The organism is Streptomyces sp. NPDC045695 (genome assembly GCF_056432025.1).
The window spans coordinates 184686-199483 of sequence record NZ_JBWKJU010000001.1; the positions used below are offsets into that span (position 1 = coordinate 184686).

Annotated in this window: 12 protein-coding genes; 11 read left to right on the forward strand and 1 reads right to left on the reverse strand. The window is 71.5% G+C overall.

The window, feature by feature from the left end; all coding sequences use genetic code 11:
* Nucleotides 1-6: 6 nt before the first annotated feature.
* The 6 genes from AC07DU_RS00865 (at nucleotide 7) to AC07DU_RS00890 (ending at nucleotide 6451) form a co-directional block, all read left to right on the forward strand.
* Nucleotides 7-873: an alpha/beta fold hydrolase gene (locus AC07DU_RS00865; protein ID WP_360895932.1), complete on the forward strand. Its 867-nt coding sequence runs from the start codon at nucleotides 7-9 to the stop codon at nucleotides 871-873.
* Entirely contained in the window at nucleotides 866-1117 is a 252-nt protein-coding gene (locus AC07DU_RS00870) for an acyl carrier protein (RefSeq protein ID WP_360895929.1), read from the forward strand. The genes AC07DU_RS00865 and AC07DU_RS00870 overlap by 8 nt, the downstream gene beginning before the upstream one ends.
* A 15-nt stretch (nucleotides 1118-1132) precedes the next feature.
* Nucleotides 1133-1702, forward strand: coding sequence for a 4'-phosphopantetheinyl transferase superfamily protein (locus AC07DU_RS00875; RefSeq protein WP_479035056.1), 570 nt, complete (start codon nucleotides 1133-1135; stop codon nucleotides 1700-1702).
* A 71-nt stretch (nucleotides 1703-1773) separates the two neighbouring features.
* Entirely contained in the window at nucleotides 1774-2034 is a 261-nt protein-coding gene (locus AC07DU_RS00880; RefSeq protein ID WP_360895924.1) for an acyl carrier protein, read from the forward strand.
* A complete protein-coding gene (locus tag AC07DU_RS00885) occupies nucleotides 2031-4760 on the forward strand; it encodes an aminotransferase class III-fold pyridoxal phosphate-dependent enzyme (RefSeq protein ID WP_479108836.1) in 2730 nt (909 codons plus the stop codon). Before AC07DU_RS00880 ends, AC07DU_RS00885 begins: the two co-directional genes overlap by 4 nt.
* Nucleotides 4757-6451, forward strand: a complete 1695-nt coding sequence (locus AC07DU_RS00890; RefSeq protein ID WP_360895918.1) for a fatty acyl-AMP ligase — start codon at nucleotides 4757-4759, stop codon at nucleotides 6449-6451. Before AC07DU_RS00885 ends, AC07DU_RS00890 begins: the two co-directional genes overlap by 4 nt.
* A gap of 129 nt (nucleotides 6452-6580) precedes the next feature.
* Here the strand turns inward: AC07DU_RS00890 and AC07DU_RS00895 are convergent, their stop codons facing one another.
* Nucleotides 6581-7279 carry a TetR/AcrR family transcriptional regulator gene (locus AC07DU_RS00895; RefSeq protein WP_453371242.1) on the reverse strand — a complete coding sequence of 233 codons (699 nt, stop codon included), beginning with the start codon at nucleotides 7277-7279 and terminating at the stop codon, nucleotides 6581-6583.
* Between the two features lie 207 nt (nucleotides 7280-7486).
* Between AC07DU_RS00895 and AC07DU_RS00900 the strand changes: the two genes are divergently transcribed.
* From AC07DU_RS00900 to AC07DU_RS00920, 5 genes are all read left to right on the forward strand, one after another.
* Nucleotides 7487-8860 (forward strand): MFS transporter, encoded by a 1374-nt coding sequence (locus tag AC07DU_RS00900; RefSeq protein ID WP_479035045.1) that lies wholly within the window; start codon nucleotides 7487-7489, stop codon nucleotides 8858-8860.
* Between the two features lie 527 nt (nucleotides 8861-9387).
* Nucleotides 9388-11490 carry an AfsR/SARP family transcriptional regulator gene (locus AC07DU_RS00905; RefSeq protein ID WP_479108839.1) on the forward strand — a complete coding sequence of 701 codons (2103 nt, stop codon included), beginning with the start codon at nucleotides 9388-9390 and terminating at the stop codon, nucleotides 11488-11490.
* A gap of 21 nt (nucleotides 11491-11511) precedes the next feature.
* The gene (locus AC07DU_RS00910; protein WP_479108842.1) at nucleotides 11512-12420 is read left to right on the forward strand and encodes an SAM-dependent methyltransferase; all 909 of its coding nucleotides are present in this window, start codon (nucleotides 11512-11514) and stop codon (nucleotides 12418-12420) included.
* A gap of 372 nt (nucleotides 12421-12792) precedes the next feature.
* Nucleotides 12793-13911 (forward strand): AMP-binding protein, encoded by a 1119-nt coding sequence (locus tag AC07DU_RS00915; protein WP_479108844.1) that lies wholly within the window; start codon nucleotides 12793-12795, stop codon nucleotides 13909-13911.
* A gap of 77 nt (nucleotides 13912-13988) precedes the next feature.
* Complete coding sequence (locus AC07DU_RS00920; protein ID WP_360895901.1) at nucleotides 13989-14747, forward strand: helix-turn-helix transcriptional regulator; 759 nt, start codon at nucleotides 13989-13991, stop codon at nucleotides 14745-14747.
* Nucleotides 14748-14798: the final 51 nt, after the last annotated feature.

Sequence of the window (14798 nt, forward strand, 5' to 3'; positions counted from 1 at the left end):
AAAGCCATGTCGGAAACCGAAGTCCAGGGCCCCTACGACCTCTCCTACCAGGAGGGCACCGAGCGGATCCGTACCCGGGAGGGCGTGGAGCTCTACTACGAGTCCAACGGCGAGGGCCCCGCCATCACCCTGCTCAACAACTTCTTCATCACCGCCCCGTTCTGGCGCGCACACGTCGAGGGCCTCGTCCAGAGCCACCGTGTCATCAGCTACGACATGGCCAACCACGGCAAGTCCTCGCACCACGACGAGGAGCCGACCTGGGAGGAGCACGCGGCCGATGTGATCGGGCTGCTCGACGCACTGGGGATCGAGTCGACCTACCTGGTCGCCACCTCCGCCTCCACCCAGCTCGCCCGTGACCTGGCCATCGCGCACCCGGACCGGATCAAGGGCCTGGTGCTGGCCGGCCCGGTCTTCGGCGTCAAGAACATGCGCCGCCACCGCATGCTGAACAAGTCGTGGCTCCAGACGCTGCAGGACCACGGCATGACCGGTCTGTACAACCAGATCTACGCCGAGGTCGTCAGCGGCGAGATGAACGAGGAGGGCGGCACCCCCGGCTTCCTCGGCTTCCGGGAGAGCTTCCTGGCGATGTCCACCGCCGAGGACCTCGCCAACGGCCTGCGCCGCGCGGTCACCGGTGACGCCAGCTCCGAGCTGCTGGCCCAGGTCACCCAGCCGACGGTGATCTACGTCGGTGACGACGACATCCTGCTGAGCCCGCAGCGCGCCCGCGATGTGGCCGCGCTGTTCCCGGACGGTCGCTGCGAGATCGTGCCGAACGCCGGCCACGTGCCCTTCCTGGACGACCCCGAGGGCTTCCAGGTGACCATCGCCAAGCTCATCGAAGAAGTGGAATCGCGTGTCTGACAAGGAAGTCGAAGTCCGTCAGCGCATCCGCGGACTGCTCGTCGGCCTCGGTGGTGACCGCTTCGTCGGCGGTTCCCTGGACTCCGTGTCGCTGCGCGAGGCCGGACTGCCCTCCACCGCACTGGTGAGCCTGCTGGTGGCGATGGAGGACGAGTTCGGGTTCGAGTGGGACGACGACGTCCAGCCGGAGGTGCTCCGCTCGATCGACTCGCTGACGGGTCACGTCCTGGCCCTGGCCAGCTGAAGGACACAAGGACACGTGGTGGCTGGTGAGCCGGATTTACCCGAGGGCCTCGCACCGGACACATGGATCGAGTTCCACCCGGTGCCGTCGCCCCACGGGCCGGCTCAGCAGTCCGTGGCGGGCCGGTGCGCGGCCGCCACGGTTCTGGCCCGCGCCGGATCGGCCGACCGGATCGTGCCCCGTGAACCCGACGGGCGGCCGCGCTTCCCGCGGGGTTTCGCCGGATCGATCTCCCACACCGATCACTTGGCGGTCGCGGTGGTGGTCCCCGGCGCCGAGGCGGTCGGTGTCGACATCGAGAGTGAGACCGTCACTCCTCGCATGGCCGCATTCGTCCTTCGTGAGCGGGAGCGGCACATGCTGCTCCCGCCGGCCGGGGAGTACACCGCGCGCGATCTGTTCGTTGCCAAGGAAGCAGCTTTCAAGGCTCTGAACGGCATCGGCACACTGGGCGAGTTCCTGTTCTGGCGGATCGAACTCAGGCAGTCCGGCGACGCGTTGATCGCGTCGTACCGGGACGAACCGGTACCGGTGTGGGTCCGCTCGGGGGCGGAGCTCTCGTTCGCCGTGGCGATACGGCGCTGAACTCTGCGATCCGCCATGTCCTTCTGAGCCCGTATCGGCCGAAGGAATAGTGTTCGAATGGGGAAAGAAAAATGAACCGCGACATTCTCGAGGTCGTCGACGAGCTGTTCCGTCGCGAGCTGCAGGTACCTGAACTCGACCCCGACGTCCCGCTGGTGGACTACGGCCTCGATTCCATCCGGTCTATCACCTTGATCGTCGAAATGGAATCCAAGTTCGACGTGCACATTTCGGATGAACAAGCAGCTGCGATGCAGACACTGCGTGACGTCGTGGACGAGGTCTCCGCGTCGCTGACGGTGCGGGTCGGGCAAGGAGACAGTGACGCATGAACGCCGATTCTGGTTTCGCGCGATACGCACGGCCGGAGCTCGCCAGGCTCTTCCGTGCCCTCAACCTGGACGTGACCTACCGGGCCGGCCAGGGTGACCACCTGACCATGGAACCGCTGGGCGGAGCGGACGGCTCCGAGACCGCCGAGGTCCTCGACCTGGTCGGCGGCGCCGGCTCGTCGCTGTTCGGGCACAACCACCCCCAGCTGCTGGCGGTGGCGCGGCAGTGCTTCGACGAGCAGACCCCCTTCAACGCCCAGGCGAGCATCCGCACGGGCGCGGCCGAGCTGGCCCGGCGGCTCTCGGAGATCGTCGGCGCCACGACCGGTTCGAGCTACGTGGTCACCCTCGGCAGCACCGGCGCCGATGCGGTGGAAGGCGCGGTCAAGCACGCGACGGTCGAGCACCGGCGTCGGCTCGGCGCACTGCAGGAGGAGTACGAGGTAGCCCTGCGGCGCGTGCGGCGCGACGGTCTCGCGGACGTCCCGTGCGCGAGCGGGCCCGCGGAAGGGCGCCCCTGCGCGGCGGTGCTGACCGAGGCCCTGGACCAGATCGCCGCCCTGCGGCAGCTGGACCCGGTCTTCGTCTCGCTGCGCGACGCCTTCCACGGCAAGTCGGCCGCCGCGGGCACGCTGACGCACGGTGGCAACGCCCCCGAGGACCTGCACGTACCGGGGCCGCAGCACCGGCGGCTGCACGACTGGACGCCCGAGGCGGTGGTGACCGCGCTCGACTCCGAGCGCGTCCCGGTCCACTCGGTCCGTATCGACGCCGCCGGGGTCCCGCACTCCGCCGTCCGCCACCTGTCACCGCTGGCCGCATGCTTCGTCGAGCCCATCCAGGGCGAATCCGGGGTGCGCGAGGTCCCGGTCGAGACCCTCGCCGCCCTGCGCGAGCTGGCCGACCGGCACGAGGCCGCGCTGGTGTTCGACGAGATCCAGTGCGGCATGGGCCGCACGGGCACCTTCCTCGCGTCCGAGGGCTCCGGTGTGGTCGCCGACTACTACCTGTTCTCGAAGTCCCTCGGCGGCGGTCTCGCCAAGGTCTCCGCGCTGCTCGTGTCCGAGAGCCGGTACGTGGCCGACTTCGGCCGCCACCACACCTCCACCTTCGCCGACGACGACTTCTCGTCGCGGATCGCCACGGCCGCGCTGGACCTCTCCGTCGCGTACCGCGACCGCATCGTCGAGACGGGCGCGCTGCTGCGGGACCGGCTGGCCGAGGTGGCGGAACGCTGGCCGGACGCCGTCGTCGAGGTACGGGGCCGGGGCCTGCTCCTGGGCGTCGAGTTCGCCGTGCCGCAGCCCGACTCGGCCATGCTGCGCGCAGTGATCGACTCCGAGTCGCTCGGCTTCCTGATCGCCGGCCGGATGCTGCACGAGCACCGGATCCGGGTCATCCCCACCCTGTCCGCGGGCACGACCGTACGGGTCCAGCCGTCGGCGCTGCTGGAGCCCGCCGACGTGGACCGCATCGGCGTCGCGTTCGACGAGGTCGCGCGGCTGCTCGCCCACGGCGAGTACGCCACCCTGCTCGAACACCTGACGGTGCCGGCGGCCGGCGCCTGGCAGCCGCGCCAGCACGTCCCGCTGCCGCGCCGTGACCGGCCGGTGCTCCACCGCCCGGCCAACGGCGGCATCCAGCGCGTCGCGTTCCTCGCCAACATGGACGTCCCGAGCAAGCTCTCGACCATGGCGCCGGAGCTGGCCGACTGGTCGGCCGAGCAGTGCGAGGCCGCGCTCGACCGGATGTGGGGCGAGTTCGACCCGTACGAGGTCGCCCGCCACCACATCAAGTCCGCGACCCAGGGCGAGGTCGAGGTCATCATGGTGGCCGCCCCGTTCACCGCCGCCCAGGCCAATGCCGCACTGCGGGCGGGCCAGCGGTCGTGGCTGCGCCGGGCCGTGCTCGACGCGGTGGAGCTGGGCGTCTCCCTCGGCGCCGAGGTGATCGGCCTCGGGGGCCACACCTCGATCGTCACCAATGCCGGGCGCGACGTGGTGGAGAGCGACCTCCGGGTGACCTCGGGCAACTCGCTGACCGCCGCCTGCGCCTACGACCTGCTGCTCCAGCAGCTGGCCCGGTCCGGCCCCGGCGAGCGCCGCGTCGGCATCGTCGGCGGTCTCGGCAACATCGGCGCGGTGATGGCCGAACTCATCGCCCCGTACTGCGACTCGCTGCTGCTGGTCGGCCGGCCCGGTTCCGGTCGGCGCCTCGCGGCGGTCGGCGACCGGCTCTCCCACCTCGTGGACGTCTCCGTGGCCGAGGACCTCGACGCCCTGCGGGACTGCCCGATCGTGGTCAGCGCCACCAACTCGGCCGACCCGGTGATCCTGCCGAGTCACCTCGCCGGCGACCGCAAGGTCCTAGTCTGCGATCTCGCGGTCCCCGGTGACGTCCACCCGGCCGTGCACGGCCTGGCGAACGTGGAGCTCGTGTCCGGCGGCCGGATCCAGCTTCCGAACGGGCAGACGCCCGATTTCCCCGGCATCACGCTGCCCCCGGGCATCTTGTACTCCTGCCTGGCCGAAACCATCCTGCTCGGCCTGGAGCCCGAGACGCCGAGTCCGTCCTACGGCGGTCTCACCTCGGCCGGCGTGCTGGCCGCCAGGGACCTGTCCGCCCGACACGGGCTGCTCCCCGCCCGCATCGTCGCCGACGACGTCTCGGTACAGCCGTGGACCGTCGACCCGCTCAGCACCGCTCTCGAGGAGAACATCGGATGACCACGCTTCGACCGCGTTTCCCGAGCATCCTGCACGCCCTGGTGGCAGAGGCAGAACGAGGCTCCGACGCATCGGGGGTGACCCTGATACCGCAGCCCGGCCAGGAGGAGACGCTGCGCTACGACGTCCTCCTGGAGGCGGCCGCGCGGTGTGCGGCGGCCCTCGCGGAGAAGGGTGTCGGGCACGGAGACCGGGTGCTGTTCTGCCTGCCGACCGGCGCGGAGTTCATCACGTCCTTCTTCGGGGCCCAGCTGCTCGGCGCCATGCCGACGGCGATCTCGCTGCCCATCACCTTCGGAGGTGCGGCCGGGTTCGAAGGCCAGCTGAAGGAGCTCGTGGGGTACCTGCGGCCCACCGCGATCATCACCACGGCAGCGGTGATCGCGAACCTTCCCCACGTCGGCGACACCCAGCTGCTCGACGGCGCCGAGCTGTACGCACGGGCCACCTCCAGCGACGCGCCGATGGCGCCCATCCGGCTGCCGGACCGTGGTGACCAGCTGGCGCTGATCCAGTGCACGTCCGGCTCGACGGGCACGCCCAAGGGCGTCATGATCTCCCACGAGAGCCTGGTCGCGAACTGCGAACAGATCGTCAGGGCGCTTGCCGCGTCCCGCGAGGACACGACGGTCAGCTGGGCGCCGCTCTACCACGACATGGGTCTGATCACCGGCCTCCTGACCCCGATCTACGGCGGCGGCAACTCGGTGCTCATGCCGACGACCCGGTTCCTGCGCGCCCCGGCCGAGTGGCTGCAGCTCATCAGCAAGTACCGCGGCGCGTTCGGGTCCGGCCCGAACTTCGCCTACGGCTACGTCACCTCCCGCGTGCGCGACGAGGAGCTGGAGGGCGTGGACCTGTCGAGCTGGCGCGTGGCGATCTGCGGAGCGGAGCCCATCCAGCCGGTCACCGTCCGGCGCTTCACCGAGCGGTTCGCCCGCTGGGGGCTGTCGCGCACCGCGTTCACGGCCGGCTACGGCATGGCGGAGGCCACCTTGGCCCTCACCTACACGCGGCCGGACGCGGAGTTCGCGTACGACTCCATCGACCGGCAGGCCGCCGCCACCGAGGGGCGTGCGGTCGACGTCGACCCGCAGAGCGCGGACGCGCTGCAGATCGTCGACTGCGGTGAGCCGGTGGACGGTACGGAGATCCGCATCGTGGACGGCGAGGGCAAGCCCCTGGCCGAGAACGGGATCGGGCACGTCCAGTTCCGCAGCCCCTCGCGCACGACCGGATACTTCAACCTGCCGGAGGCGACCGCGGAGGCGATCGACGCGCCGGACTGGTGGAAGACCGGTGACGTCGGCTATCTGCGCGACGGCCACCTGCGGATCACCAGCCGGGCCAAGGACCTGATCATCATCAGGGGCGCCAACTACATCCCGTCGGACTTCGAGCAGGCCGCGGAGACCGTGCCCGGGGTTCGCCTCGGCGCCGTGATCGCGGTGGGCTACCGGGACGAGCGCAGCGACTCGGAGGAGCTGCACCTGATCGTCGAGACGGAGCTGGAGGCCGAGCAGCACGAGGCGCTGCGCCGGTCCATCACGGCCGCCGTCACGTCCCGGACCGGTGTGCGGGCCGTCGCGATCCACCTGGTCCCCAAGCGCAGCATTCCCAAGACGACCAGCGGGAAGCTGCAGCGGGCGAAGGCACGGCAGATGTTCGTCGAGGGATGGCTGCCCTCCTGATCTCCTGATCTGACTCTCGCGGCGAAGACGCGCCCGCGGACGAACCCCAGGGTTCTCCGCGGGCGCGTCTTCGTGTTGCCGCGCGGCGTCCAAGCGGCCCGACTCCCGTACGGGGTACGGCTCGGGGGGTCAGCGGTCCTGCCGGCGGGGGGCCGTGGACGTGGCTTGCGCGAGCAGTCCGTCGACGAAGGCCCGCAGCGCCTGGGGGTAGGTGTCCTGCGAGGCCAGCTTCGCCCACTGGTCGTTCAGGGCGGCCAGGCGCGGCAGCTGGGCCGCCAGCTGGCTGCTGAACTCCCGGGAGACCGGGACCTCGTCGTTCGCCATCGCCCGCGCGGAGTGGGCGCGGACCAGGATCTCGCCGACGGTGTAGTACCAGATGCTGCGGAAGACGTAGACGGACTGGGCGGGCGTGCATCCGTGGTCGATGGCCCCGGCCAGGATGACCTCGACCAGCCACAGGGCCGAGTCGCCCAGTCGCATGATGAAGCCGTCGGTGGTCAGGACTTCGGCGGCCCACGGCCATGCGGCGAGGGAGTCGTGGATCGCGGTGGCGGCCGTAATGATGCGCTCGCGCGGCTCGGCCGGCAGATCGGGGTGCGGGATCTGGTCCGCGTGCTCATGGATCAGCAGGAGCAGCAAGTCCTCTTTGTCCCGCACGTGGTGGTACAGGGTCGTCGCCCCGATGCCGATCTCGCCTGCCAGCCGGCGGATCGTCAGCTTGTCCCAGCCGTCCCGGTCGATGAGCCGGCGGGCCGCGCTCAGGATCTGCGCGCGGGACGTGACAGGGGGGCGGCCGACACGGCCGTGAGGTGCTGCGTTGGGAGACATCGCTCCATCATGCACTAGCCCGACAGGGCGCCTTCGACCCCTGCGCTCGACAGCGAGCGGGTCCTGGTGTTAATTTTAGAACGAGTTCGGAAACTCACCTGACACTTGGGATCACAGAGGGACTGGGTTGCTGTGACAAACACGGAATTAACGAACGAGGCATCAGCCACCGACGGTGGTGCGCAGGCCGGGCTCACCCTTGCCGCGGTGGCCGTCGTGCAGTTCATGGTCTCCCTCGACCTGTCGGTCGTGAACGTCGGACTCCCGGAGATCGGGTCCAGTCTGGGCTTCAGTGAAGTCGGCCTGACCTGGGTGATCCATGCCTACGCCCTCACCTTCGGCGGCCTGCTGCTGCTGGGCGGCAAGATCGCGGACCGGTACGGCCATAAGCGGCTCATGATGATCGGGCTCCCCGTCTTCGGCCTCGCCTCGCTCATCGGCGGCTTCGCGACGGAACCGGGTCACCTGGTGGCCGCCCGCGCCGTGCAGGGCGTCGGGGCCGCGATGCTGGCTCCGGCCGCGCTGGCGCTGCTGACCGCGACCTTCCCCTCGGGTAAGGCGCGCGTGAAGGCGTTCGGCGTGTGGAGCGCGATGAACGCGGCGGGCGGCGCCTTCGGCGTCCTGATCGGCGGCCTGCTGACCGAGTACGCGGGCTGGGAATGGGTGATGTTCGTCAACGTGCCCATGGCCGCCATCGCGCTGTTCCTGACCTGGCGCGGCGTCGTCGCCGACGGGCCCATCGCCAGCCGCGGCCGTCCGGACGTGCTGGGCGCGGTCCTGGCCACCGGCGGCATGACCCTGCTCGTCTTCGGTGTCGTCCGCACCGACCAGCACCCGTGGTCCTCCTCCGAGACGCTGACGGCGCTGGGGATCTCCGTCGTGCTGCTGGCCGCCTTCGTCTACGTCGAGATGACCACCGCCCGCGACCCGCTGATCCGGCTCGGACTGTTCTCCAACCGCTCGGTCGTGGGCGCGAACGTCTTCAACCTCCTGCTCGGTGGCGCCATGGCGTCGGCCTTCTACTTCGTGTCCCTCTACCTCCAGCGCGTGCTGGGGACGGGGCCGGCCAAGACGGGCGTCCAGTTCCTGCCCTTCGCGATCGGTGTGATCGTCGGGTCGGTCATCGCCATCAAGCTCGGCTACAAGATCGCTCCGCGGTTCATCCTGCTCGCCGGCGGTCTGCTGACCGGGATCGGGTTCGCCTGGTTCGGCCTGATCAGCGCCGACGGCTCCTTCACCGTCGACGTCCTGGGTCCGTCGATCGTCGCCAGTATCGGCTTCGGCCTCTGCCTCGCCCCGATGCTCAACCTCGCCACCGCGGGAGTCGAGCCCCACGAGGCGGGGACCGCTGGCGGCCTGGTCAACAGCACCCGCCAGATCGGTGCCGCGATCGGACTGGCCGCCCTCGGCACCGCCGCGAACGAGAAGACCGGCGATGTGGGCACGCTGGAGGCCCTCAACGACGGCTACGCGCTCGGCATGACGATCGGCGGCGTGATGGTGGTCGGCGCGGTGCTCATCGCCATCAGCGTCCTGCCCCGCACCCCCGCCCCCTCGCCGGCGGCGCAGGGCAAGGCGTGATCTGGTCCCCGACCGGGACCGGCCGGCCGCGGCGCACCTGCGAACGGGCCGCCGGCTGACCTGATCCGTTCACGAGGTATCCATCCATCCAGGCAAGGCGAGCCGGGGCACCCCGCATGTCGAACGCGACCTCTGATGGTCAAGGTGATCGAAGCCTTCGATCACCCACAGGGGTCGCGTTCGCGCGTCATGCCCCGGCCGGGAGCCGGTCCATTAATTGATTGCTCCATTCCGGATATGCGAAATGCATGACGGTCAATGTGGGAATGATCTGTCGCTGTGTGATATCCGACTGGTATCGTCGAGATGCTGCCGTGGATTTCTGTGTTCCGTATGTCCTTCCGATTCGCAGGCCGTTCTCGGTCTCCCCGGTGTGCGCGGTCATTCGACCGGCTCGTCGCAGCTGAATTCCCGAACCAACCCGTGGGGCTCGGAATGGACTGGTAGGACGGCGCGGCAGGCAGGGAACTGGGGCGTTCCCGACGTCGGCCGAGCCGGAGCGTGCAGCACACACAAGGGGGGTAGCAGTGGAATTCCGCGTTCTCGGACCGGTCGGAATACGTCAGGCAGGCCGGGATATCACGCTGGTCGCGGAGAAGCCCAAGACAGTGCTCGCCGCGCTGCTCCTGGCGGGCAACCGTGTCGTTTCCGACGCCCACTTACGCGAGGTCACCTGGGGGCCGACACCTCCGGCCACGGTCAACCAGCAGCTCTACACGTACGTTTCGCGGCTCCGCAAGCTGCTGTACCCCGCCGCGGTGATCCGGCGCCACCGGCCGGGCTACCGGCTGGTGCTGACCGACGCCACCCTGGACCACGCCGAGTTCGACCGGCTGGCCGGCCTCGGCTACGACGCGCTGAAGACCCGCCGTCACGCCGTCGCCGCCGAACACCTGGCCGCGGCGCTCGCGCTGTGGCGCGGCCCCGCCCTCGGCGGTGTGACCGAGCATCTGGCCCGCGTCGAACTGCCCCGGCTGGAGGAAGCGCGCATGGCCGCGCTGGAGGGGCGCATCGCGGCGGACCTGGCGCTCGGCCGCCAGGACGCGCTCGTCTCCGAGCTCGTCGACCTCGTGGAGGCCTACCCGGTGCGCGAGCGGCTGCGCGCCCAGCTGATGACCACGCTCTACCGGGTCGGGCGGCAGGCCGACGCCCTGGCCGAGTACCAGCGCGGCCGGCAGATCCTCGCCGAGGAACTGGGCATCGAGCCCAGTTCGGCCCTCACCGAGGTCTTCCAGTCCATCCTGTCCGCGGACCCGGGGCTCACCGCCCCCGCCGCCACCGGCCAGCAGATCCGGGTCCAGTCCCGGCGCCAGGTGCGGCCGGCGATGCTGCCCCCGTGCGTCGCCGACTTCACGGGCCGCCAGCCCCAGTTGCGCGAGCTGTCCGACCTGCTGTGCGGCGACCGGGTCGGGGCGGCCCCGGTCGTGGTGACCGGTACCGCGGGAGTCGGCAAGAGCGCCCTCGCCGTCCAGGCCGGCCGGCTGTGCCTCGACGCCTTCCCCGACGGCCAGCTCTACGCGGACCTGGGCGGGGCGCAGGACGGCCCGCGGGACCCCCACGAGGTACTCGAATGGTTCCTCCAGGCACTGATCGAGCCCGGCAGCCCGATACCCGAGACCGTGGAAGCGCGCACCCAGCTCTACCGCAGCGTGCTCGCCGAACGCCGGGTCCTGGTCGTCCTGGACAACGCCCACCACGAGCAGCAGGTGCGGCCGCTGCTCCCGGGAGCCGCCTGCAGCCGGGTGATCGTGACGACCCGGTCCCGCTTCACCGCCCTGGAAGGCGCGCGATCGCTGGAGCTGGACGTCTTCGACCAGGGCGAGGCGCTCACGCTGCTGCGCCGGGTGGCCGGTCCCGGTCGCGTCGTGGCGGAGCACGACACGGCCGAGTCACTGGTCGACCGGTGCGGGCGGCTGCCGCTCGCCGTCCGCGTGGTGGCCGGACGGCTGGCGGCCAAACCCCATTGGCCGCTGGCCGAGATGGAGCGCAGGCTCGCCGACGCCGACCGGCGTCCGCTCGACGAACTGCGCCTCGCCGACATCGACGTCCGGTCCTCGCTGCGGCCCAGCTACCTGCGCCTGGCGGCCGGCGCCCGGACGGCTCTGTGCCGGCTGTCGCTGCTGAAGACCGCGGAGATACCGGCCTGGCTGGCGGCCGCCGTGCTGGAGACCGACGAGTCCCGGGCCGAGGACCTGCTCGAAACGCTGGTCGACGCCCGGCTGCTGGAGGTCGGCGAGGCCGATCGCACCGGGCGGCTGCGCTATCGGATACCCCCCGTGATCCGCCTGTTCGCCTCCGAACGCGCGGAGGCCGAGAGCACGGCCGCCGACCGCCGCTCGACGGTCGACCGGGCCCTGGACGCGTGGCTGCAGCGGGCCCGCGCCGCCGTCCGTACGCTGGGGGACGGGCGCCAAGTCGGCGCCCGCAGCGCCCTGTTCTGGTTCGAGGCGGAGAAGAGCGGGCTGGTCGCGGCGTTCCGTCAGGCGGACGCCGAGGGCCACGACGTCACGGCCCGCTCGCTCGCCCGCACCCTGACGGAGCTCCGCAGGCTCAGTGGAGCGGCCGACGGCCGCACCGTCGCCCGGCGCCGGTCCTCATCGGCCCTGCCCCAGACCCTGACCAGGGTCTGAGGCGGGCCGCAGGGTCGCACCATGCGCGTGGACGACGTGCCCCCGGGCCGGGGCCGTGAGGTACCGGGGCCGGGGCCCGTGACGGGTGCGGGCCTCCTCACCGCTCTGTGCGCGGCCAGGGAACGCAGTGCGGAGAGCCGCCGCGCGGACCGGCTCTTCGAGGACCGCGTCGCCCACGTGGCGACCGAGCTGGTCGGCGGGCCGCCCCGGACGCCGCGCCGACCGGGGGAGCGGTCGTCGGGGGAGCGGGCCACGGGGGAGCGGGCGTCGGCGATGAGCGAACTCGTCGCGGTGCGCACGCGGTTCTTCGACGACGAACTGCGCGCCGCGTCCGGGCAGTGCCGCCAAGTGGTCCTGCTGGGCGCGGGTCTGGACTCCCGCGCCTTCCGCCTCGACTGGCCGCAGGGCACCGAGGTGTACGAACTGGACCGGGGCGACGTGCTGCGCTTCAAGCGGGGCGTCGTGGCCAGGGCCGGCCAGGAACCCCGCTGCACGCGGGTGGAAGTGGCCGCGGACCTCAGGGGCGACTGGCCCGGGGCGCTGCGGGCCGCGGGCTTCAATCCGTGGCGGCCCACGGCCTGGGCCGCCGAGGGGCTGCTGCCCCTGCTGAGCCGCACCGAGAACGACCAGCTGCTGAGCGGGATCACGGCGATGTCCGCGGCAGCCGGCCGACTGGTGGCGGACCACTTCGACAGCGCGCTGCGCGAAGCGCTGGAACGCACCGCGATGACCGAGGTCCTGCGCGCCGTCGGCGCGTCCTGGAATTCCACCCTGGAGGCTCCGCAGGAATGGCTCGCCCCGCACGGCTGGGCCTTCGGCCTGACCGACCCCCGGGAACTCGCCCGCCGCAGCGGACGGGAGATATCCGGTGTATTCGGCCCCCGCGCCCACGGCGCGGGACACCTGTGGCTCCTCAGTGCGGTGCGCTGAGGATGCCCACTGACCTGCGGGGTGTAGCCGGGATATGGCTCCCTTCACCCCCGGTATAGCAACCGTCAGCAAGATATGGACTGAGCGAGCGTCCGTTGTGGACCTCTCGCCGGATCGAATGACTACGGGGGAGTGCCATGAGCGAGGGGCGAATCCATCGCACCGCCCGGACCGCGCCGGCCCGCTCCGCTCACCCGCCCGGCCGCCCGCACGACGACCGGGCTGATTTCCCAGCCGATTTCCCGCCCGATTACCCGCCCCCTTTCCGGGCCGGGGATTTCGGCAGGCTGCTCTCCGCAGGGCCGGTGTCGCCCCCCTCGATGGAGGAACTGCACCGGGGCGGGGAGCCCCTGTTCCCCTGGGAGGCCGGCCGTGCTTGACGGACGTACGCCCTGGCCCGAGGAGCCGGCGGAGCACTACCGGCCGGCGGGCCGCTGGCAGGGCGAGAACCTGGCGGACCTGCTGACCGCCGCCGTGGAGGCACACGGCGAGCGCACCGCACTCGTGCACGGCCCCCTGGGCCTGACCTACGCCGAACTCGGCCGGCGGGTGGCCCGGACGGCCGCGGGCTTCGTCGCCCAGGGCATCGCCGCGGGTGACCGGGTCCTCGTACGGCTGCCGAACGGACCCGCCTTCGTGATCGTCACCCTCGCCCTGTTCCGCATGGGAGCCCAGCCGGTGTTCTCGCTGCTCCCGCACCGTCCCGGGGAACTGCGTCACCTGTGCGCGCTCTCCGGAGCCGTGGCCTGCGTCGTGCCCGGCCGGTACGAGGACCTCGGCCGCACCCGGCCGGCCCTCGACCTCGTGGCGCAGTGCGCCACCTTGCGCAAGGTCTTCGTCCTGGACGCCGGGGCGGGGCGGGCCGCGACCCGGGCATCCGAAGGGCTGCTCGTCGCGCTCGACCAAGTCGACGCCGAACCGCTGCCGCCGGCCGCGCCCGATCCGGCCGACGTCGCGTTCCTCCTGCTGTCCGGCGGTACGGAGCAGGCGCGGCTGATGCCCCGGACCCACGACGACTACGCGTACCAGATCCGGGCGGCCGCCGAACTGCTCGAACTGGACGCGTCGGACGTCTACTTGGCGGTGCTTCCGGCGGAGTTGAACTTCACCTGGGGGTGTCCCGGCGTGGTGGGGACCCTGGGCTCCGGCGGCACCGTGGTCCTGATGGACGCGCCCCGCGCCGACGAGTGCTTCGCGGCCATCGAGAGCCAAGGCGTCACCTTCACCTCGCTGGTGCCGGCCCTGGCCCAGTCCTGGCTGGAGGTCGCCGAAGGGAACACGGCCGACCTGTCGAGCCTCCAGCTCGTGCAGATCGGCGGCGCCCGGCTGCCCGGGCCGGTCGTGGAGCGCATCAGGCCGGTCCTCGGCTGCCGGCTGCAACAGGTGTACGGGGTGGCGGAGGGGCAGCACACCTTCACCCGCGACACGGACGCCGGGAGCGAGGCCTACGGCGCCACCGACCGCGTCACGGCGGGCGACGCCGTCCTGTAATGGCTGTTCGAAGACCTCGCACCGGGGGATATCTCAAGTGTCGATGAGGTTGCCTCGTGTGAGGTCAGGTGCCGCCGATGACGCAGCTGTGGAACGGCAAGGTGACCCTGGAGCCCGGACGGCTCACGTTCCGGGGAAGGATCGGCACCACCCACGCACATGCGCACGCCGCCGTGCAGATCGTGATCGTCGCGTCCGGCACGGTCGAGGTGATCGACGGTCACGGTCACGGCCGTTGCGTGCGCGCCGCGGTGATTCCCGCCCGTGCGGTCCACGCCGTACGGGCCGTCGACGCCTGGGGGACGCTGGTGTACTGCGACGCGGATTCCCTGCTGGGCCGCCGCGTGCAGTGCGCTCCGGCCGGGGGCGGGGGGATCGCCGACTGGGTCAGGGCCGGACCGCCGCAGGGGCCGGGGGAAGAGGGCGCTCCGCCTCGGCTGGGGGACCTGTTGCTGGCGGTGGCCAGCGCGCAGGCCGCGGCCGGCGGTACGCACCCCGCGGTGCGTGCGGCGATCGCTCGCACGCGGTCGCTGCTCGGCGGCCCCATTCGGCTGGACGACGTGGCGGCCGCCGCGGGGATCTCCCCCAGCCGGCTCGGTCACCTCTTCGCCCAGGAGGTCGGCATGTCCTTCCCGACCTACCTGCGGTGGGCGCGCCTGCGCCGCGCGATGGAACTGGTCCGTGCCGGGGCGACCTTGACCCGGGCCGCGTACGGCGCGGGATTCAGTGACAGCTCGCACCTGACCCGGGTCGTGCACGAGATGTTCGGCCTGGCGCCCTCGGAGCTCCTGCGCGGCGTGCGCTGGGAGGACGCCGCCACGGCGACGACCTCGTAAGACGGGCGGGGCGGGCGCAGGGCGCCGTACGGGCCGACGGCGGCGCGGGAA